This is a genomic window from Methanosarcina horonobensis HB-1 = JCM 15518 (genome assembly GCF_000970285.1).
GTDB classification, from domain to species: domain Archaea; phylum Halobacteriota; class Methanosarcinia; order Methanosarcinales; family Methanosarcinaceae; genus Methanosarcina; species Methanosarcina horonobensis.
Genome location: NZ_CP009516.1, coordinates 4,524,031 through 4,546,024, shown reverse-complemented (window position 1 = coordinate 4,546,024; position 21,994 = coordinate 4,524,031). Strand labels below are relative to the sequence as shown.

Genomic DNA, 21,994 nt, shown 5'->3' with positions numbered 1-21,994 from the left:
TTCGAATAGGTTCACCATGGTAACAAGAATTTTTGGGTACATTGCAACCAAGTGATTTGCCTTTAAATTCTTATCAAATCATTTTTTATTTGTGAATTTTATATAATCCCTGTTACGCCTTTAAGATTATGCTTTATTATTGAAAACTAATAAGCTCTCAGAATTAGAAAACAAAAATCAAAAGTTGGCCCGCTGAGATTCGAACTCAGGACCTCCGCTGTGTGAAGTCTCTGGATAACGAAAACTTTTCTTGATATAAAGTATACCATTCTAACGAGAGTGTATACTATCTTCTTAAACCTGTTAAGATTATGTAAGTAACTTCTAATAATTTTAGAAAACTGAAGATTGTAAAAATAAAATTATAAATGATAATGTGGAATATTATTAGCAGGTTATGGCAACTAAATTCAAAATATTGTGACTATATAAAAAAATTTCTATTAATTGTGAATCTCTAATTTTGGTCATAGATATAGGGTACTAGCCTCGATATTCGGATTTAGGGACAAAAAAATGAAAATGAATTGTAGGTAAAATAATGAGCAATAACCAGACCCCTGAGCAAAAAGCCAGAAATGAAATTGATAAAAAACTAAATGATGCTGGCTGGATTGTGCAGAAAAAGAGCAGGATAGATTGGAGTGCTTCAAGGGGTATCGCAGTTAAGGAATATCTGACTGATGTGGGACCTGCTGACTATGTGCTGTTTGTTGATAAAAGGCCAGTAGGAATTATTGAGGCAAAAAGGGATGAGGAAGGCCACAGATTAACCGTTGTTGAAGAACAATCAGCTGAATATGCTTCAAGTAAGCTAAAGTACCTCAACAATGACCCTCTTCCTTTTGTATATGAGAGTACCGGGGAACTTACGCGGTTTACAGATTTTCGCGACCCTAAACCCAGGTCAAGACCTATTTTTTCTTTTTTCCGTCCCGAGACATTTGAAGAACACTTAAAAAAGAAACCACTACGTGAAAGGCTACTGGATATTCCTGAATTGAACACCAGAGGTCTGCGGGACTGCCAGATAACAGCTATTTCAAACCTTGAAAAGTCATTTAAGGACTACCGCCCGAGGGCTCTAATACAGATGGCAACCGGTTCCGGAAAGACCTATACTGCAATAACCTTCATTTACAGATTGCTGAAATTTGCGGATGCTAAGAAAGTACTCTTCCTTGTCGATACCAAAAACCTGGGTGAACAAGCGGAACAGGAATTTATGGCTTATGTGCCCAATGATGATAACCGCAAATTTACCGAGCTGTACAATGTTCAGCGCCTGCGTTCCAGCTATATTTCATCCGACAGCCAGGTATGCATTTCCACAATCCAGCGGCTTTACTCCATCCTGAAAGGTGAAGAAATGGATGAAAAAACCGAAGAGGAAAACCCTGCCGAGAGGAGCTGGCAGCCAAAGGAACCGCTTCCTGTTGTATATAATGAAAAGGTTCCCATTGAGGAGTTCGATTTTATTGTCATAGACGAGTGTCACCGTTCCATATACAACCTGTGGCAGCAGGTGCTGGACTATTTTGATGCTTTTTTGATAGGACTGACTGCAACACCTGATAAGCGTACTTTCGGGTTTTTTAATGAGAATGTTGTAAGCGAATACAGCCACGAAGAAGCAGTTGCAGACGGCGTGAATGTTGGCTATGATGTGTATACAATCGAGACTGACATTAGTAAAAACGGGGCTAATATACCTGCTCAGGAGTTTGTGGACAGGCGTGAGAAACTTACCCGCAAAAAACGCTGGGAGCAGCTGGACGAAGATTTCACCTATACTTCCAGGCAGCTGGACAGGGAAGTGGTCAATCTTAGCCAGATACGACGTGTAATAAGGACATTTAAGGAAAAGCTGCCCGAAATCTTTCCTGGCAGAAAAGAAGTTCCTAAAACCCTAATTTTCGCCAAAAACGACAGCCATGCCGATGATATTATCCATATAGTGCGGGAAGAGTTTGGAGAAGGCAATGCCTTTTGCAAGAAAGTGACATACAAAGCTGAAGAAGATCCAAAATCGATATTGTCAGCTTTTCGCAATGATTACTATCCCAGAATAGCGGTTACAGTAGACATGATTGCAACAGGTACTGATGTTAAGCCATTGGAATGCCTGCTCTTTATGAGAGATGTAAAAAGCCTCAATTATTTTGAGCAGATGAAGGGGCGAGGCACACGAACTCTGGACTTCGATGACCTGCACAAAGTGACACCATCCGCCATTTCAGCTAAAACTCATTTTGTAATTGTGGACGCCATAGGTGTTACAAAAACCATGAAGACCGACAGCCGGCCTCTTGAACGCAAGAAAAGTACACCTCTGAAAGACCTGCTTGCAGCAGTAACCTTTGGTGCACAGGACGAAGACCTTTATGTTTCTCTGGCTAACAGGCTTGCAAGGTTGAACAGGCAGATAAACGAGGACGAAAGAGCTACTTTTGCTGAAAAAGCTAATGGAAAAACTATCAATCAAACTGTAAAGGACCTGCTCAACGCATATAACCCAGATATGATTGACCTCAAATCTGATGAGATTAAACTGCGCCAGCCGGAAATTCAGGACACAGATGCAAAGAAAAAGGCACAGGAAATTCTTATTGATGTTGCCAGATCTACCTTTTCCGGCGAGCTGAACGAGTATATCGAAAACGTCCGCAGAGTCCATGAACAGATAATCGATACCGTGAATCTTGATGCCCTCAAAAAGTCTGGATGGGATACAGATATTTTGGCGAAGGACGAGAAGCTGATCAACGATTTTAAAGCATATCTGGAAGCTAATAAAGACGAGATCACAGCCCTGAGAATTTTCTACAACCAGCCCTACCGGCGCAGGGAAGTTACCTATGCGATGATAAAAGAAGTGATGGAAAAACTGAGGCTGGAAAAGCCCCACTTCGCCCCCTCCAGGATATGGCAGGCTTACGAGCAGCTGGAAAAGGTGAACGGAAATTCCCCGAAAAATGAACTTATAGCTCTTGTTTCCCTGATCCGCAGGGTAACTGAGATTGACCCTGTGCTGACATCATATGACCAGACCGTAAACCGCAATTTCCAGGACTGGGTATTCAAAAAACAGGCGGGAACCCTGAAATTCAATGAAGACCAGATGAACTTGCTTCGAATGATAAAAGATTACGTTGCAACCAGCTTCCATCTGGAAATCGACGACCTCGACTACACTCCTTTTGACGCTCTTGGCGGGCGCGGCAGGATGTACCAGCTTTTCGGGGACGAAATGAATACTGTGATTAGTGAACTGAATGAGGCTCTGACAGCTTGAATTCAGTTCGGAGTACATATCTACTTAGCAAAGAAAACAGCGATGTATATTACTCTCGGTAATTATACCGCCAGTGTTATATACTGGGACTTATATATTATATATTGTTCACAAGGAACTAAGCTGTAAAATGAAGCAAATCTTGGACGGCTTGAAAACCGATCTCGAAATCTACTTCATTGACGTGTAAGCTTAAAATGAAGCAGATTCAGGACAGTCTGAAACCTGATTCCGTATTAGACTTCATTGACGCGTAGCTATAAGGGAGCAAATTCAGGACGGCTTGAAAACCGATCTCGTAATATCCTTCATTTATGGCGTAAACTGCGAGATGAAGCAAATTCAGGGCAGTCTGAAACCTGATCCCGTAATATACTTCATTGACGTGTAAGCTTAAAATGAAGCAAATTCAGGACAGAGTAAATCTTGGTCCCACAATACCTTCATTGTTGCAGACCAAACCTTGTGAACCCTTTATCACTCTTTTAATCAAAGTTAAATCATAAAAATCGTTTCTCTTCTTTTACTGCTTTCCTCAGATTTTCGTTTTAGATTTATGGGATATTACTGAGCATCTGTATAATGTCAGACGAAATTTCCACAATAATACTTTGCTACAACTATATTCAGTTCGTCATCCAGTATAAGATCCTGATCGATAAATGATAAACGATCTTTCCGTCCATAAACGTTTTGATACGAAATTTTTACTATTGTTGCGTTAGAGAAACCCATCTGTGAATTCAGAACTATTATTTTACCATACTCGGAGTTAATTAATTCCTCTCCAGTATCATCAACACAAAGGGTATATGGTGAGAAGTGTGAGGAACGAATATTTGGAACCATTGTTACGTTCGTTTCAGGTATGACTTTTAATGCGTATACTATGTTTATCGGGGGTATTTGCTCCATATCTTTCGAGAGTGTGTTTTCTATAGATAATTTTGCCATATTCTCGGAGTCAGCCTTATTTAAAACTTCAAATACGCTTCTGTTTACCCAGTTGGGCCATATATACGGATATTCCTTAAAGTCAGGTTCAAAAGTGTAGTTAAGGCCACCACAATCATACGGTGGTATACCAAAAATTACCGAGTAATTGTAACTTTCCGCTGTTCTCAAAACTTTTACGCCCTTTTCGAAAGATGTTGAGGTAATAGGAGTTCCCTTATACATCAATAGGAAAGATTCATTATACAGTGAACTAACCTGAAAAATCACATACCCGCTTGTAGTTTGCTCTGGAAATAGAGTTGTATCTTCAATTTTAGTTTCTTTTTTAAGATCTGAAAACATCTCATTTCTATACGAATATTGACTTTCAGGGTCAATTGTGGTATTAAATATGTGATTCCCATCACGTACATGAAGTTCATTTAAGTTAAAATCGAGGTTATTTGAACCATTATTCTTTATTGACAGATTATATACCGCATAATATTTTTCAGTGATATTGGGTCCGGGTTCGTATTCAAGCCGGCAGACACAAATCTTACCGTTTTCATTTTTGATTTTTTTAGAATCGTAATAAGAATCGGAACCAATGGTCGTTAGAATCTTACTTTTATTATCTTCAAGCGTAAATTCCAGCGAATTTTCGGATGTAAATACAAGAATAGTTTCATTATCATTGGTTTTGACAATCTGCGCATTATCTGCCCAATCAATACCCATATCATTCTTGAGGTAACTTATGAAGCTCTGATTTTCGTTCCCAGGGACGTTATCCCAGCTAAAAAGGTAGTCATACACTCTTTCAGTATTATCACGCATATAAATACTTGAAAAGGATGTTACTTCAATTTCAGGGATATTTTCTTCTTCGGGTGACAGGGTTGTAGACGATACATTTTCTGACTCTTGATATGCCGACTCATTTGATTGAGATGCATTATTTTCTTCAACGCATCCACTAATAACAACAAAGATTGTCAGAATAAGTATTAAAATTCGCAATCCCAATCATCCCCAGTTAATTTTCAATGCTACAATATTTTCGAGACTCTTTTTCTTCGTTTGTGACTATAATACAGGCATATATGCCTTTATCAGTTTAAATTTCTTATTAGATTACTGAAAGGCACAAGTAGACAATTATTTAATCAACTGACATCTTAAAAGTACTCCAAAACTGATAACATTCGAATACAGAATTATGTGAGGCTCTGGCGGCGTGAAGATGGAGAATTCAATTCAAGATATGATAGATGCTGGAGAAGGGTATCGCATCGAGTTTAAAGAATCCTTTGAAAAATCATTTATCGAGGAGGTTTGTGCTTTTGCCAATTCTAGCGGAGGTAAGATTATCCTCGGAGTTTCCGATAAGGGAATCATAAAGGGAATAAATACTGATAACAGTTTTAGATCAAGAATTCAGGATTCCCTACGGCAATTGCAACCCTATCTTGATGTTGATATAGAAGTCAAAGACAATCTTATCGTAGTTGACGTGCCGGATGGTAACGACAAACCTTACGCCTGTTCCAGAGGATTCTTTATTCGAAACGGAGCAAACTCCCAGAAACTTACCCGCAATGAGATTATCGAGTTTTTCCAGAAAGAAGGTCGGGTTCGTTTTGACGAGCTGAAAAATGATAAAGCGATTTTTGAAAACGATTTTGATGAGAGGGCATTCGAAAATTTCTTGAATCTGGCAGGAATCACTCATTCTATTGACAAGATGTCTTTGCTGAGGAATTTAGATTGCATCACTGATGATAACAAGTTCACCAATGCCGGAGTTTTGTTCTTTGCCAGAGATATCGATTTCCTGTTAAACCATGCCATAGTTGTCTGTGTTTTGTATAAGGGAACGGAAAAAGTGAATATCCTTGACAAGAAGGATTTCAAGGGGAATATTGTTGAAAACATCAACAATGCCATTCTTTTCGTCAAAAGGCACACAAACGTGCAATACAAGATTGAGAAATTGCAGCGGGAAGAGATTCCTGATATTCCGGATGTAGCACTCAGAGAAGCTATTATAAATGCCGTTTGTCACCGCGATTATTTTGATAAGAGCGCAAATGTGCTCATTGAGGTTTTTGACGACAGGGTTGAGATCTCCAATCCAGGTGGATTGCCGAGCGGCCTGAAGCCTTCTGACTTCGGAAGCAAAAGCGTTGCCCGCAATCCTCTTATCGCCTCTCTCTTAAACCGCATAAATTACATAGAAAAGGTAGGTACAGGAATTAACCGCATTAAACAGGCTGTGGCTGAGAATGAAAATTCTTCAGTGGAATTTTCATTTGATAGTGGGTTTTCTGTCATTTTCCGAAGACTTGCGTTAACTCCAGATATGGTATTGGAAGAAAAGTTGGGTGAAAAGTTGGGTGAAAAGTTGGGTGAAAAGTTGGGTGAAAAGTTGGGTGAAAAGTTGGGTGAAAACCAGCTGGAGATAATCGAGAAAATAATAAATGATCCTCAAATCTCAATTGTAGAACTAAGTCAAAGAATTGGAATTAGTACTACTGCAATTGAAAACAACGTTACAAAACTCAAAGAGAAAGGCATTTTGAAGCGTATCGGTTCCGCAAAAGGCGGATATTGGGAAGTTGACCAGGAACTTGCTACTTTCCTCAAAGAGAACTTAACTCCTGATGTAGGGTTGGGTGAAAAGTTGGGTGAAAAGTTGGGTGAAAAGTTGAGTGAAAACCAATTAGAGATAATTAAGGAAATAATAAAAGACCCTCTGATCACAATTGTAGAACTAAGTCAGAGAATAGGGATCAGCACTACTGCTATTGAGAACAACGTTACAAAATTCAAGGAAAAGGGCATTTTGAAGCGTATAGGTCCTGCAAAAGGTGGGCATTGGGAAGTCGATCCGGAACTTGCCGACACTTTTAATAAAATTTAATTTCTAAGATTGAGTTCGGAGAAAAGTTCGGAGAAAACTGTGATGAAAACTGTGGTGAAAAGTGGGTGAAAAGTGGGGTGAAAAATTCGGAGTAAAAGGTTGGGTGAAAAATTGGGAGAAAAGTTCGGAATAAACATACAATTCAGGAGTTATCAAATATTTTCAGGTTTCTACCTCTTCTGTAAATCAAGAAAAGTCTCTATGTTTACACCTGCAAGAGAAGCAGCCTTTTCCAGACTGACGATGCCTTTTTTGTAAATAGAAATCGAGTTTTTAACCCTTGATTTCATTATTCTGCGATATTCAGTTGATTCGATGGTGTAATCAGGATATGAAGCATATATAAAAAGAAGAATTTCGTCATTGGTGAGATTACTGATAAATTCTTTGAAGTCAGCAATTGATTCTTTTTCTTCTGAAGAAAAGGTATCCTGCTTCAGCCCCAACACTTTGATACCCGATGGAGTAATTTTGTAAGTATTGTCCTTTTTTTCAACAAGACCCATTGATACCAAGTTATCAATACTAACTTCAGAAGCTTCACTATATGGACCGAGAATATGGGGAATGAATTCCGCTCGTTCATTCACCTTATCAATGTAATTCGCTATCAGAAACATCTCTTTTTGAAAAGCAACGTTTCCTTTTACTGGTTTCTTATCTTTTTCTTTCAGTAATTCAAGTATAGCAACGCTTAAAGGAGAAAGGTCCTCTGCAATAGTATCTAATGAAAATCTCAATCTGCTTCCCCCTTACCTTTAGTTCGATAATTGTTGCTATGTGGAATAATATTCATTTTCAAACGATATGGCAACTATATTGTATAAGACTTCTCATTAAAATTTTTAATTAGATCGCTGAAAGATACAAGTAGACAATTATTTAATTAACTGACATCTTAAAAGTACTCCAAAATTAATAATGAATGGTTTGGAGAAAAGTACGAATACAGAATTATATGAGGCTCTGGCGGCATGAATATCAAACGGAGGAATATAGTTGTGTGTCATGATTTATGAAATTGGAAAGCTTGAACACAAAAGTGTAACATTCAATTAAAATTTACTGTTTTACGGTTCGAAATACATTTATACGTACCTAAATAGCATAAATTTATTCTGTTTTCTTATGAATGGGGCTGATTGGAATTATGAAACTTCTACATGATACAAATATTTTAATTCATATTCAAGATCCAAAAGAGCTACCTCCAAATCTACAAGCATTGTTAACAATAATCCGAGAACATGGTCATCAAGAGTTTATCCATCCTGCTTCTTTGAAAGATATTGATAATGATAATAATGCTGAAAGAAAGAAAATAACTCTATCAAAGCTTCGTGGTTATCCTCTACTTCCTTCACCTCCTATTCCAGATGATGAATTTACATCTTTAGTTGGCATTCCGGTAAATTCACATGATAAAAATGACAACGAAATTCTTTTTTCACTTAAGAAAAATCTTGTCGATTTCCTAATAACAGAAGATAGAGGAATTGTAAAAAAAGCTAATTTACTGAATCTTGATGATAGAGTGTTTTCAATAGATTCAGCTCTCAATTATTTTGCTGACCTTTATCGACGTTTTTTCCCTAGTCATAGTTTATTGAGAAAATGCTATGCTCATGAAGTTGACATTAACCAACCTTTTTTTGACTCACTGAAATCAGACTATGGAGATGTGGATTTTAAAAAATGGTATGAGAAGTGTATCAAAGAAGGCCGTGAATGTTATACTTATGAGGTGGATCAAGAAGTTAAAGCTTTTCTTATGTTAAAAGAAGAAAATGAAGTCATTAAAACGCATACTCATCCCATTCCTGCCACAAAAAGAGTTAAAATTGCAACGCTAAAGGTTGATTTTCGTGGCTCTAAAATTGGTGAACTCTTCCTTAAAATGGCTTTTCAGTATTGCATAAATAATCAGATTTTTGAAATTTATTTAACTCATTTTGAAACTGAAGATGATACCTTAACTTATCTCATTGAGAACTTTGGTTTTGAAAAAGTTGGAGAGCTAGCAAAAAATAATGAACCGGTATATCTAAAGAAATTTATCCCGGAAACTACCGAATTGCAGTCACTAGAGATTGCTAGAAAATACTATCCTTGCTTTAAAGATAGTGAAAGTGTTAATAAATTTGTGATCCCGATTCGTCCTGAATATCACGATATTCTATTTCCTGAATACAAAAGAAGGCAAATGAAATTAACAGATTATTTTGAAATCAATATTCCTGGTAATGCAATAAAAAAAGCATATCTATCATCAAGATTCTCTTCAAGGTTGGGACTCGGGGACATAATTCTTTTTTATCGTTCACATGATCAAAGAGCGATAACTTCTCTAGGAATTATTGATCAGGAGCCGACAAGAACGAGTAATTTAGATGAACTTAAAAGAATTGTAGGTAAAAGAAGTGTATATTCTAAAGAAGAACTTAAAGAATGGGCAGAAAAATCAGTTTTTATAATTCGTTTCAAGCATCATTTATATTTACCCAACCCTCTGAATCTGAAGTATCTTATAGAAAATGGTATTTTGAAAGGTGTTCCACAATCGATAACTGAAATAAACCATGAACGATATCTAATCCTAAAAAATGGTGGCAAACTCGATGAACGTTTTACTATCAATTAAACCAATTTATGTCAATGAAATCCTAGCTGGTAAAAAGATATTCGAATTTAGAAAATCCATTTTCAAGAAAAAAGATATAAGTAAAGTATTCATTTACTCGAGTTCTCCTGTCAAAAAAATAGTTGCATCATTCGAGATTGCCAGAATCATTGCCGATTCTCCTCAAAAACTCTGGGATAAGTGCCAGAAATACGGGGGGATCTCTGAAAATGACTTTTTTGATTATTTCAAAAATTCAGATATTGGTTATGCAATTGAAATAACCAATCTTAATGAATTATCTGAGCCAATTAATCCCTATAAATTAAAAAAGAACTTTAGACCACCGCAATCTTACTGTTATTTACCATTGGATTATTTTGAAAACAAAAGCATCAATAGTATTTCAAGAGTAAAAAATCAAGATATAGTGATATTGGAATCAGATAATGAATATCTCACTAATTCAAATGACAATAATAACAACAGCAAAACACAAAAACAAACTAAGTTTTTCAATGGAAATGAATTTCAGAAGATGACCGAACTGTCGGAAGAGTTGCTGAAAAATAGCATAATTAAAGAAGAAAAAGTTGGATGGGTAGAAACTGAATTAGATCAAATAGCTGAAATCATAATGGGACAATCACCACCATCTTCAACTTACAACGAAAACAGCATCGGTCTTCCGTTCTTTCAAGGAAAAGCAGAGTTTACTGAACTGCACCCCATTGTTTCAAAATGGTGTTTAGAGCCAAATAAGATCGCTGAAACAAACGATATTCTAATTTCAGTTAGAGCTCCAGTTGGAGCAACAAATATAGCTAACCAAAAGTGTTGTATTGGTAGAGGATTAGCAGCTATTCGTTACCCCCATTGTAACAAGTATGTGTTCTACTTTTTGAGATTAATTGAAAATGAGTTAGATGAAAAAGGAACCGGTACTACATTTAAGGCCATCTCAGGTGCAGTTTTAAAGAGTGAAAAAATCCCTTTTGCACCACTTCCTGAACAACGCTCTATAGTCTCCAAAATCGAGCAACTCTTCAGTGAATTGGATAATGGAATCTCAAACCTCAAACTGGCACAGGAACAACTCAAAGTTTACCGGCAGGCGGTGCTGAAGAAAGCATTTGAGGGGGAGCTAACGAAAAAATGGCGGGAGCAGCAGACGGATTTGCCGAATGCTGGGGAGTTGCTTCAAAGGATCAGGAAGGAAAAAGAAAAAGCTGCAAAAGTCTCAGGCAAAAAATTGAAACAGGTTAAACCTTTCACTGAGAACGAATTAGAAGATTTGAATAGATTGCCAAGTGAATGGAATTGGGTAAAGATTGGAGATCTTACACTTGGCGTAGAGTATGGAACATCAGCGAAATCAAAAGAATCGGGTGATGTTGCTGTACTGCGTATGGGAAATATTCAAAACGGAAGATTTGACTGGAGTAATCTAGTTTATTCACGTGATAAAATCGAAATTGAAAAATATTTATTAAGAAGAGATGATGTTCTTTTTAATCGTACCAATAGTCCTGAATTAGTTGGTAAAACAGCTGTTTATAAAGGTGAAAGACCTGCTATTTTTGCTGGTTATCTAATAAGAATAAATCAACTTCCAGAATTAGTAGTTGCAGACTATTTGAACTACTTTTTGAATTGTCATATAGCAAAAGTTCATGGTAATTCCGTAAAAACCGATGGTGTTAATCAATCAAATATAAACGGTGAAAAGCTTGGGAATTATCCATTCCCTCTATGTTCTCTTTCCGAACAACAAGCCATTGTTCAGGAAATAGAAACCCGCCTTTCAATCTGCGATAAAATAGAGCAGGATATTGAAACAAATCTGGAAAAAGCCGAAGCACTGCGGCAGAGTATTTTGAAAAAAGCATTTGAGGGGAAGCTGCTTAATGAAAGGGAACTTGCAGAGGTTCAAGGGGCAGAGGATTGGGAGCCGGCTGAGGTTTTGCTGGAAAGAATAAGGCGGAAAGAACAGGGAATGAAAAAAATGGAAAAGGAAAATGAATTGTAATCTGATTATGCCTATTGATAGTGAGAAAACTGAGAGTTCAATTGAAGGAGCAATTGAGGGCGTAAAAACATAAACCACAGGATCAAAGGATATCACTGGCTGGTTAAATGATACTGTAAGTGATACCGTAAATGATCCTGTAAATTACCCCCCAAGTTACCCCGCAAGCTACCGCGCAAGCTACCTCACATGTCGATAAACAGGAAATAATAATCGAATTTTGTAAGGAACCTAAAACAGCCACTGAGATTATGGAACACTTACAATTAACACATAGGGAACATTTCCGAAAGCATATATTAAAACCTCTTTTGGAGGCCGGTATTCTCCATATGACCATCCCTGATAAACCAAGTAGCCCAAATCAAAAATATTATTCCAAACTCAAGGATCCAAACCATGTCTGAAAATACCTCATCCATCGTTTCCAAAGTCTGGAGCTTCTGCAACGTCCTGAGGGACGGGGGCGTGAGCTACGGAGATTATCTGGAACAGTTGACCTACCTCATATTCCTGAAAATGGCTGAAGAATACAGGAAGCCGCCGTACAACAGAAATATCGGCATCCCGGAGGAATATACTTGGGATAATCTGAAACAGCAGCGTGGGGCAGAACTCGACACTCATTACAGGGAGCTTCTGGAAGCGCTAGGGAAAAAGCCCGGGATGCTCGGTCAGATCTTCCTCAAAGCTCAGAACAAAGTCAGCGACCCTGCCATGCTGTACAAGATCATTGACATGATCGACAAAGAAAGCTGGGTAATGATGGGTGTGGATACAAAAGGAGAGATCTACGAGGGGCTCCTGCAGAAAAATGCCGAAGATACAAAAAGCGGAGCCGGGCAGTACTTCACCCCGAGGCCTCTCATCAAGGTCATGGTCCAGTGCCTCCAGCCCGAACCCCTGAAAACAATCGGGGATCCCTGCTGCGGTACAGGCGGGTTCTTTTTAGCAACTTATGACTTCCTTACTTCGTACTATCGGCTAGATCGTGAACAGAGCCGCTTCCTGAAAAACAAAACTTTCGGCGGAAACGAAATCGTTGCAGGGACAAGGCGACTTGCCCTGATGAACATGTTCCTGCACAATATAGGGGAAATAGACGGAGAGCCCATGATCTCAAATTCCGATGCGCTCATAGCCGATCCGGGTTACCGTTACGATTACATCCTCACAAATCCGCCTTTTGGAAAGAAGAGCAGCATGACCTTCACTAACGAAGAAGGCGAGCAGGAAAAAGAAGACCTCACTTACAACCGCCAAGACTTCTGGACAACCACAAACAACAAGCAGCTCAACTTTTTGCAGCACATCCACACAATCCTCAAAACCGGTGGGCAGGCAGCAGTGGTACTGCCTGATAACGTCCTTTTCGAAGGCGGAGCAGGAGAGACCATCCGCAAAAAGCTTTTAGAAACCACCGACCTTCACACAATCCTGCGCCTGCCGACAGGTATTTTCTATGCAAATGGGGTAAAGGCAAACGTTCTTTTCTTTGAAGCAAAACCAGCAGCTAAAGAACCCTGGGCAAAAGAGGTATGGATCTACGACTACCGCACCAACGTGCACCACACATTGAAAAAGAACCCTATGAGATATTCGGACCTTGAAGACTTTATCAAATGCTACAACCCTGAAAACCGTCACAGTCGTAAAGAAACCTGGAGTGAAGAAACTCCCGAAGGCAGGTTCAGGAAATTCGGCTATGACGAAATTGTATCAAGAGACAAAACGAACCTGGACATTTTCTGGCTCAAAGATAAAAGTCTAGCTGACCTAGATAACCTTCCTGACCCTGATATTCTCGCAAATGAGATAATAGAGAACATGGAGGCTTCACTTGCAAGTTTTAAGGAGATCCTGCTCACAATTAATGGAAATGGTGAGTGATAACTGAAACATTTGTCTGCTTATGCAGACATACATCTATTCTTAAAAAACTTGAAAACCTGAAATAAAAACCTGATTAACTCTTAAAATTAGAAAGTAAGTTCCAGGAGAAGCTAAAGAAAAGTGGGCCCGCTGAGATTCGAACTCAGGACCTCCGCCTTGTTAATTGAATAAAGCTCAATAATCCTTAAATTTATATTACAGCCTTTCAATACACGTTCAACAGATTAAGGAGATTTTTGATGTCCAAGGTTACTATTGTAGAACCTCCCCCAACTTGTGCTTGATATGCGCAAGAAAGGAGCTGCCGGGAAATTGCGGTGATATTTTCTAGAATTTGTGAGTTTGTTTTCAGCAAAAATATTCGGATTACAGCCTCTGCTGTTTTGCTCTGGTATGAGACTACGGTTGAAGAAGCTCAGAAAGCAGTTGAAGAGGAAAATGCCGATATTGAAGTTGCATTCCCAATCTCGGAATCTGTTGAAAATTAAAACTATAACCCCAATAAAACGAAAAACCTCTAAACCAATAAATATCCTAGGTACTCAGTAAAATAAAAACGTTTAATATATATTATGACATATTACTGTCTATGGCTTTTAATGAAGAATGTATGATGAGAGTCAAGATTCTGATTAAAGACACTCTTGGAATTTACAGTAATTGAACTAGTACTGCGATTCCGAAGTAGATTCATAAAACTTGGCTTTTAAACAGATCTGATGATCACGGATTTTCCCAATAAATAAGGAATTGATTTTGAAATAGAAGCACTAGGTGTTAAGCATTGATTGATTTAAATATAGCTTCTTTTTTAATGGGAGCAATTTCTCTTTTGTTTGGTTTAGTAGGTGTATATTCTTTTTACATCGATAAACCCATAATAAAGATTAAATCGATTTATCCTGGAATAAATGGTGTAGGGAACCATGATGACGGATGGACGCATTATATCCCTGGCATAGTAGTAGAAGTTCACAATAAAGGAAAAAAAGATGCTCAAAATTGTTATGCTGTAATCACTTTTAAAAAATTGAATTCACTCACGTTGTATTCAGTTGAAGAAATGAATGGGTCTCATAAAACTATAAAATTTAATCTTCTTGCTGGTGAAACAAAAACACTGTCAGTTTCATGGGGTTTTTCAAAAACAAATCCTACTGAGCCTATTAGATATTATAAGTGTGATTTTATGGATAAAGTTCCACCTATTGAAGTAGTAATTTTTTATGGGGAGAAAACTGTAAGAAAGAGATTAGAAGAAAAGGATGTAGATAAGCTCATAAGAAATAGTGAAGAACAAGATTATCGATGCGCATAACTGTGTACGACTTTTACAGAAGCATATATGATGAGAGCCAAGATTTTGATTAAAGACGCTCTCTTAGGATTTATCGTAATTGAATTAGGTGCTGAGTGATGACTGATTTAACTTTCTCTCCTTTTTTAAAAAAATTGATTCTTGCATTAACAAATGTGGTTGCATATGCTTTTGGTATCAATAAACCCATAATAAAGATTAAGTCGATTAATCTAGGGTTGGGTGGTGAAAGAGGACTGGATGATGAAGGGGAACTGGATGAAGAATGGAAGTGTACTATCTCTAGCATAAGTGTAGAAGTTTGCAACAAAGGGCATCGAGACGCTCTAAATTGTGAGGGTCTTGTTACTTTTAAAAAATTGGATCCACTCGCTTTACATCCAACTATGAAAGGAGATGTGTTGCATAATACTACAAAATTTGATCTTCTTGCAGGTGAAACGAAATCGTTAGACGCTGCATGGGGCTTTTCAAGAACAGCTATTGATAGATTTACTGAACTCAATAAAGGTGATTTTCTAGATAAAGCACTACCTATCGAAGTGGTAATTTTTTATAGAGAGAAAACTGTAAGAAAGAGATTAAAAGAAAAGGATGCAGATAGATTTATAAGACAATTTGAAGAGCAATTGGATAGAGGTAATTGATATAACATCACTATTGTGCAAATAAAATTACACAAATTTAAATTTTAGAGTAATATTTAACGATTGAATTTTATATCAGTGTATTTTTTTTGAAACTATTGAAACTTAAAATATTGGCTCAAATTACGAGGGATACGGTATTTTAAAAAAGTTCTGTGGAATTTTGAGGGGGGTTCTGGCTGTCAGTTACCAAAATTACAAGTCTGAAATAACTGTCAATTAGTTTCAATCACCGAAGCAGGATTATTTTGAAAAGGTTCTGGCATTGGGTCCCTGTTGCTATAGCCATTTAAACTACTTTTTGGGCAAATGTTTGAGCTCAGTACCTTTTATCAAACTTTGCAGACCCTCTGTGAGAAACCTGAAATAGAATTTCACAAAAATTGATAGATTTTTATAGAGAAATCATTTCCCTTTTTTATCCGTCTATCTCCTTATTAAAAATAAAAAGTTGTATAAAGGTTAACAACTAATTATTAACATCGTGGAGGCAAAAAATGAAGCATTTAGGGAAATCAAAGCTCACAAAACTGCAAGCAAAACCAGATATATCATATATTTTAATAAGGCTACCTCAATCTGAATTGGATCACGTTGGGGAAACTGGACATATATTCAAAACTGAATATAACGGTAAGCCTGTCTATGTTATTTCCCTTGATGAAAAATTCAACGGCGAACTTAATATTATACAACCAGACGTAAAATCTGACCTTGAAGCAAGAATAGAAGCACTCGAAAAGAAGGTCAATACGTTCTTAGAATCCAAAAATAAAGATGATAAAGAAAAGTGGGCCCGCTGAGATTCGAACTCAGGACCTCCGCCGTGTGAAGGCGACGTCATAACCGTCTAGACCACGAGCCCACGGATTGAAATTGAAAATTAAAAGGGTTAAGCAACCATAAAATAGAACTTCTTGTGTATAAGCTTATCGCTTGCGTCCTTATTTTGGGCTTGACCGGACCTGTTATGTGATTAATTTCGTATTTTTCCAGCAGGAGTTTTTCAGTTAGCGACTTAAATTTCCAGCTTTATTTCGGGAACCTTTACTCAGGCGATAAGGTAAAAAAGTAAAAAAGTAATAATGTTCTTAACTATAGGAATAATTTAATTGCCTGGTTTGTATGATAGAAATCCTGAAAATCCTTTTCACCATGCCGTTTTTGCTCTACGGGTGCTACACCGACCTGAAGGCACGCAGAGTCTCGAACAAAGTCTGGAAATACATGCTTGCATCGGGTTCTGTATTTGTAATCTATGAAGTTTTTACCGGGGGGATTCCTTATCTTAAATCTCTAATTATTTCGGCAGTTATTGTCTTTATTTCGATTTACATCCTTTTCCAGCTTGGAGCCTTCGGGGGCGGGGACGCAAAAGGGTTGATAGTGCTTTCCATTTTATTCCCTCTCTATCCGGTTTTCCAGCTTTCGGGAAAGGTCTATCCCCTGTTAGGGCTGCCTTCGATAGGGCTCTTCACCTTCACGGTGCTGGAAAATGCTCTCCTTGTAACTGTACTCGTGCCTCTCGGGATGTTCTGCTACAACCTTCTGCATTACTCACCTGAAATGCTCAAAAAGCCTTTCTACATGTTCATCGGGTACAGGACTGAAGTTTCCTCCCTGAAAAATAAGGAACATCTGGGCCTGCTTGAAAAATTCGAGCTTGACGAAAACGGGGTTGTCATCAGGAAGTTTGCACGGACAGGGCTTGACTTTGACGCAAACCGGAAACCCGAACTTGAAGAATACTTAAAAAAAGGGTTAATTGAAAAAGAAGTATGGGTTACTCCGGGCCTGCCTTTTATGCTCTCAATTACAGCAGGCTTCATAACCGCAGTTATTTTCGGGGACTTGATCTTTTATGCCGTCTTTAGCTTTTTTGGGAGCTAAATCGAATATAAATCAAACATTCAGAGTAAACTGAAAATCTTTGAACTTTGAAATAAGCCGAAAGTCTGTAGAATTTTTTTTCTTTTTCTCTTTTTATTTTTTCTGCACGACAAGCAGTCCGTAGAGAATAGTTTCTGCAATGGGGGGATTATCAGGAGTTCCTTTTGCTATCCTTTCTTCCGGATAGCCGAGGTTTTCACAGGTATAGAGCTCAGCTTCTATCCCGAGCTCTTTGAGAATTTCTGCAACTTCGTGGGAGCCGAATGTCTCTTCCGGCAGCAGGAAGATATTTCTTCCGTTCTTCAACTCCCGGATCAGTTCGGCTTTTGCAGGCTCAAAGTCCCTGCCGTGGGCTGTTATCGCACAGAGGTTTGTCAGGTTCACTTTCGTTCTGGCACATGCTGCCTGCATTGAAGAAATTCCGGGAATTACGGTATCCTTTTCCCCTGCAAATTTTCCGAGCCCGGAAAACATGGGGTCTCCTGTGGACAGGACAACTGCATCTGCGGGCAGGAGGTGGAGAGACTTATAGTCTTTAATTGTTTTTGCTTCGCAGGTAATATGTTCCTGTGCAAGTTCAATCGCTCTTTTTGCACCGTAAACGACCGAAGCCTTCTTTATCGCCCTTATGCCTTCTTCCGTAAGCATGCCGGGCCCGACCCCGACTCCTACCACTATCATAGTTTTTCTTCCCCTCTGTCCGATTTATTCTCACTTTAATTTTTGCTTTAATTTTTGCTTTGATTCTTTTACTTCTCACTTTTGCTATCCATAAGGATAGACCCGTCTCTGTCGATTACAACGATTCTTGCACCCTTTCCTTTCTCGACTGCCATCTCGAAAGCTTCTTTCAGGCGCTCGTGCTCAGGAGCCTTTTCAAGCATTTCAACTACAGTTGCATATCCGCTGCCTTCAAGCATCTCAGGGTTTCCCCATTTCAGGACAAGGCCGGGAAGCCCGCAGATAATAATGTCTCCTGAAGCATAATCAAGCCCTTCTGATATCCTGCTTCCTACCATAACAACGGTATATTCAGGGAAGAGCATGTGAGAATACCGCATCCCTATCCGCCCTGTGGTCAAAACCACCTTGTCCGTGCAGCGGATAAGATCTCCTCTCATTTCTCCGAGATGGTCGTTCCATGGCTCAACAAAACCTGTACTTCCGAGGACAGAAATCCCACCTTCGACTCCTATCCTGCTATTCAGAGTCTCTTTCCCGATCCTTTCTCCTTCAGGAATTGAAATTGTGACTTCGGCTCCCTGCAACCCCAGCTCCTCTACAGCTTCTTTCACGGCTGCTGTTATCTGTTCCATGGGTTTCGGGTTTATGGCTGGCTTGCCTTTCGGGACCTGGAGTCCGTCCCTTTTTACAACCCCTATGCCTCTTCCTCCGAGGATGCGGATTCCCTGGGTTTCTCTGGCTTCACCAACAAATTCAAGCCCGCGTGTGACATCGGATTCATGGTCATTAGGAATCTTCTTTACAACTGCACGTCCGGGGGAAGACTCGCTGACCTCAAGGTGAGCTCTCAGTCCTACCGGGGTAGGAACGGATACGCTGTCAATCTTTTTCTTAAGGGAAAGGACAGCAGCTTTTGCAGCAGCACTGGCTGTGGTTCCTGTCGTATATCCTCGCTTGAGGACTGACCCGTCACTCAAGACCACGACCATGCCGGATGCCACGTTTTTTTCAAGTTCTTCCCTGGGCAGCCCTGTGCGGGCAATCCATTCTTCAGGGATCTTGAAATTGTTAACAGGATCTATCATGGAAGAATACTCGGAGGTTTTTTATTATAAATGTATTGACCTGAAAATCGGAAAAGAATTAGAAGAGAGACTCAATAAACATAGCTCAAACACAGCTAGTGTCCAAATATGCCGATATGTAAAATAACGGAACAATAATAGTAAAAATCTAATAATAGAAAAGAATGGCATCATTCCAAAAATGGAGTTTTCGTTTTTCTGGAAGTGGGGGGTATTTCTCTTGGGGGTTTGAATGGGGGGTGACCATTCTTTGTTGGGGTTTGGGGGGTTGGTGTGTGAAAAATAGCCTTGTGGAATGATGCCTGTGATGTCAGTACTAGCCTGACATCTACTCTAAATATCAGTTATATTATATAAATCTATAGGAAAATAAAGGTAGATTTCAAGTGGAACCCCGTTTGGTCCCTTAATAAACAATAATCAGTATCCTTTCTATATATTTTATCGAAAGATTGTATTTTTTATATGGGCATCTTCTCTCCTGAACATCTTTTGTTTCTGGATTTTTTCAACTCTTTCTTTATTCGGTTAACGTCGTTTACGAGGTTCTTGCAAACATTCTATCCAGTTCGCTTTTCGTAAAGGTTATGACTGTCGGCCTTCCATGAGGGCAGGAGTAGGGATTTTCAGCTGTTTTGAGCTGCTCTATCAAATCTTCCATCTGCTTTGGGGTGCAGGCTGCTCCTCCTTTAATTGCTGCCCTGCAGGCAAGGGTCTTGCTCACTTTTTCCGAAATCCCTGTGTCCTTTTTGACCTTTCCTTCAGCCAGCAGGTCAGATATCACATCATGGATTACGTCAGTATCCTCAAGCCTTCCGAAGACTTCGGGCACAAAGGTGACCACATAGGTATTATCTCCAAACTCCGAAATCCCGAATCCGTACTCCTCAAGGCAGGGTATGTATTCTTCCATGAGCACCTTTTCTTTTGGAGTAAGTTCTATCATTACAGGGGTGATCAGTTCCTGTACCCTTGACTTTTTGCTTTTCAAAACCTGTTCGTAAAGGATACGCTCATGGGCTGCGTGCTGGTCGATAACTATAAGGTCTTCCCCTCTTTCGGCGAGGATATACATCCTGGAAACCTGACCTATGATCCGAAGGTCTTCGAGAAGGTCAGTGTTTGCTTTTTGTCTAAGCTTCTCGTTTTGCTTTTCCTCTGCGATTATTTTTTCACTCAATTTTTCCTCTGTTTTCTTACTCGCCAGCTCTCCTTCTTTCTCTTCTGCCTTTTTCTGTTCACTCTCTCCTGCAAACTCAAGAAGGCGCTCGGATTTTTTCAGCCTTCTCTCCGTATCCTTTACCGGATAGGTATAAGCTTCGGACTTATCTCTCAAGACCCTGTTCCCGGTTTCCATAATCCCGGACTCCTCTGAAATTCCTGAAACCCCTGGAGTCCCTGATTCGCTTCCAGCTCCTTTTCCGGCTTCATTCCCTTCGTTCCCTATTTCTTCCGTCACTCTCTTCTTAAGAATTGCTCCTGAGATATCTGGTCTCTGAAGTTTTCCTGATGATTCCGGAACCTCAAAGGTTTTCTGTAATCCTTTTCCTTCTTTTTCCCTTATCTCTGGGGCGAGCCCGTGTTCAGAAAGGACCTTTTCAACTGCATGAACAACTGCATCCCCTACTTCCTTTTCCCGGCTGAAGCGGACTTCGGCTTTTCGGGGATGGACATTTACATCCACTTCTCCAGGATCGAGGGTAAGGGCAAGCACAGCTACAGGATATCGGCCTTTTGGCATTTTTGTGTAGTATCCTTCACGGACGGCTGTGTTAATGGTTTTCGAAGTTACAGGACGGGTGTTTACGAAAAGAAAGAGCTGGTCACTATCTCCTCTGTTCAGTTCGGGTTTTGAGATATAGCCCCGAATTTCAAATTCTTCTGTCATGTACTCTAGAGGAAGCATTGCCCGAGCAGTCTCAGGTCCGAGCAGATTTACCATGCTGTTAAAAGGATCACTTGACCCCGTGTTTCTGAGGACTGGCTTTCCTTCGCTTAGCAGGGTAAAGGAAATTCCCGGATTTGCCAGAGCCAGTCTCATAACGGTATCAGTGATATGGGCAAGTTCAGTACGGTCGGTTTTCAGGTATTTGCGCCTTGCAGGCGTGTTATAGAAAAGGTCTTTTACGTGCACCGATGTTCCCGGAGCCGTGCCTGCGTCCGATGTCTCCTCTACTTTTCCTCCATTTATTACAACTTTCGTGCCTGCAATCTCTTCCGGGGGACGGGTAAGGATTTCCACCTTTGCAATGGCGGTTATGGAGGCAAGAGCTTCCCCCCTGAAACCCATTGTAGAGATCGTATCCAGGTCTTCGATCCTCGTGAGTTTGCTTGTTGCGTGTTTTTTATACGCAAGGAGAGCATCGTCTCTGCTCATCCCGCAGCCGTTGTCCCGGATAAGGATGGAATGTTTTCCTCCCTTCTCAACTTCTATGCGGATTTCTGTTGCTCCGGCATCGATCGAATTGTCTACCAATTCCTTTACCACGGATGCCGGACGCTCTATTACTTCTCCGGCTGCGATCTTGTTTATTGTGTCTTTATCAAGAATCCGGATTTTATTTCCCTGTTTTTCCATATTCTTTTCCAGCTTTTTTTCAGCTTGCTTTCCTGTTTGCTCTTCAAGCTTTCCTTCAACCTGCTCTTTCATCTGTCCTTCCATCATCTATTC

General features: G+C 39.4%; 16 protein-coding genes and 1 tRNA gene. 11 read left to right on the top strand and 6 right to left on the bottom strand.

The genetic code is table 11. The annotated features are described in order from the left end of the window. Positions 1–541: 541 nt before the first annotated feature. Positions 542–3,295, top strand: a complete 2,754-nt coding sequence (locus tag MSHOH_RS19780) for a type I restriction endonuclease subunit R (protein WP_048142270.1) — start codon at positions 542–544, stop codon at positions 3,293–3,295. A 585-nt stretch (positions 3,296–3,880) separates the two neighbouring features. Here the strand turns inward: MSHOH_RS19780 and MSHOH_RS19775 are convergent. After that, positions 3,881–5,260 carry a hypothetical protein gene (locus MSHOH_RS19775; protein ID WP_162197667.1) on the bottom strand — a complete coding sequence of 460 codons (1,380 nt, stop codon included), beginning with the start codon at positions 5,258–5,260 and terminating at the stop codon, positions 3,881–3,883. A gap of 217 nt (positions 5,261–5,477) precedes the next feature. On the opposite strand from MSHOH_RS19775, the gene MSHOH_RS19770 reads away from it, so the two are divergent. Further along, on the top strand, positions 5,478–7,157 hold the full coding sequence (locus MSHOH_RS19770) for an RNA-binding domain-containing protein (RefSeq protein ID WP_158024244.1): 1,680 nt from the start codon (positions 5,478–5,480) through the stop codon (positions 7,155–7,157). Between the two features lie 170 nt (positions 7,158–7,327). Here MSHOH_RS19770 and MSHOH_RS19765 read toward each other — a convergent pair whose 3' ends face one another. Beyond that, positions 7,328–7,897, bottom strand: coding sequence for a hypothetical protein (locus MSHOH_RS19765; RefSeq protein WP_048142266.1), 570 nt, complete (start codon positions 7,895–7,897; stop codon positions 7,328–7,330). 392 nt (positions 7,898–8,289) lie between these two features. On the opposite strand from MSHOH_RS19765, the gene MSHOH_RS19760 reads away from it, so the two are divergent. From MSHOH_RS19760 to MSHOH_RS23250, 8 genes are all read left to right on the top strand, one after another. Then, complete coding sequence (locus tag MSHOH_RS19760) at positions 8,290–9,798, top strand: PIN domain-containing protein (RefSeq protein ID WP_162197666.1); 1,509 nt, start codon at positions 8,290–8,292, stop codon at positions 9,796–9,798. After that, the gene (locus tag MSHOH_RS19755; protein ID WP_239451072.1) at positions 9,776–11,806 is read left to right on the top strand and encodes a restriction endonuclease subunit S; all 2,031 of its coding nucleotides are present in this window, start codon (positions 9,776–9,778) and stop codon (positions 11,804–11,806) included. Before MSHOH_RS19760 ends, MSHOH_RS19755 begins: the two co-directional genes overlap by 23 nt. A 143-nt stretch (positions 11,807–11,949) precedes the next feature. Beyond that, entirely contained in the window at positions 11,950–12,213 is a 264-nt protein-coding gene (locus MSHOH_RS25900) for a Fic family protein (protein ID WP_338037953.1), read from the top strand. Next, positions 12,206–13,696 carry a type I restriction-modification system subunit M gene (locus MSHOH_RS19750; protein ID WP_048142262.1) on the top strand — a complete coding sequence of 497 codons (1,491 nt, stop codon included), beginning with the start codon at positions 12,206–12,208 and terminating at the stop codon, positions 13,694–13,696. The genes MSHOH_RS25900 and MSHOH_RS19750 overlap by 8 nt, the downstream gene beginning before the upstream one ends. Positions 13,697–14,016: 320 nt before the next feature. Beyond that, complete coding sequence (locus MSHOH_RS24115) at positions 14,017–14,187, top strand: hypothetical protein (RefSeq protein WP_158024243.1); 171 nt, start codon at positions 14,017–14,019, stop codon at positions 14,185–14,187. A gap of 296 nt (positions 14,188–14,483) precedes the next feature. Beyond that, the gene (locus MSHOH_RS19740; protein WP_048142260.1) at positions 14,484–15,017 is read left to right on the top strand and encodes a hypothetical protein; all 534 of its coding nucleotides are present in this window, start codon (positions 14,484–14,486) and stop codon (positions 15,015–15,017) included. A gap of 98 nt (positions 15,018–15,115) precedes the next feature. Further along, on the top strand, positions 15,116–15,664 hold the full coding sequence (locus tag MSHOH_RS19735; protein WP_048142258.1) for a hypothetical protein: 549 nt from the start codon (positions 15,116–15,118) through the stop codon (positions 15,662–15,664). A gap of 497 nt (positions 15,665–16,161) precedes the next feature. Further along, the gene (locus tag MSHOH_RS23250) at positions 16,162–16,467 is read left to right on the top strand and encodes a hypothetical protein (RefSeq protein ID WP_082089431.1); all 306 of its coding nucleotides are present in this window, start codon (positions 16,162–16,164) and stop codon (positions 16,465–16,467) included. Here the strand turns inward: MSHOH_RS23250 and MSHOH_RS19730 are convergent. Continuing rightward, positions 16,456–16,529 (bottom strand) — tRNA-Val (locus tag MSHOH_RS19730). The two genes, MSHOH_RS23250 and MSHOH_RS19730, sit on opposite strands and share 12 nt — an antisense overlap. A gap of 260 nt (positions 16,530–16,789) precedes the next feature. Here MSHOH_RS19730 and MSHOH_RS19725 point away from each other — a divergent pair. Then, positions 16,790–17,554 (top strand): A24 family peptidase C-terminal domain-containing protein, encoded by a 765-nt coding sequence (locus MSHOH_RS19725; RefSeq protein WP_048142256.1) that lies wholly within the window; start codon positions 16,790–16,792, stop codon positions 17,552–17,554. A 93-nt stretch (positions 17,555–17,647) separates the two neighbouring features. On the opposite strand, the gene MSHOH_RS19720 is transcribed toward MSHOH_RS19725, so the two are convergent. From MSHOH_RS19720 to mutL, 3 genes are all read right to left on the bottom strand, one after another. Continuing rightward, positions 17,648–18,235, bottom strand: a complete 588-nt coding sequence (locus MSHOH_RS19720; protein ID WP_048142254.1) for a cobalt-precorrin-7 (C(5))-methyltransferase — start codon at positions 18,233–18,235, stop codon at positions 17,648–17,650. A 68-nt stretch (positions 18,236–18,303) separates the two neighbouring features. Continuing rightward, positions 18,304–19,323: a cobalt-precorrin-5B (C(1))-methyltransferase gene (locus MSHOH_RS19715; RefSeq protein WP_048142253.1), complete on the bottom strand. Its 1,020-nt coding sequence runs from the start codon at positions 19,321–19,323 to the stop codon at positions 18,304–18,306. A gap of 538 nt (positions 19,324–19,861) precedes the next feature. Next, positions 19,862–21,901, bottom strand: a complete 2,040-nt coding sequence (gene mutL / locus MSHOH_RS19710; RefSeq protein WP_048143673.1) for a DNA mismatch repair endonuclease MutL — start codon at positions 21,899–21,901, stop codon at positions 19,862–19,864. Between the last annotated feature and the right edge of the window lie 93 nt (positions 21,902–21,994).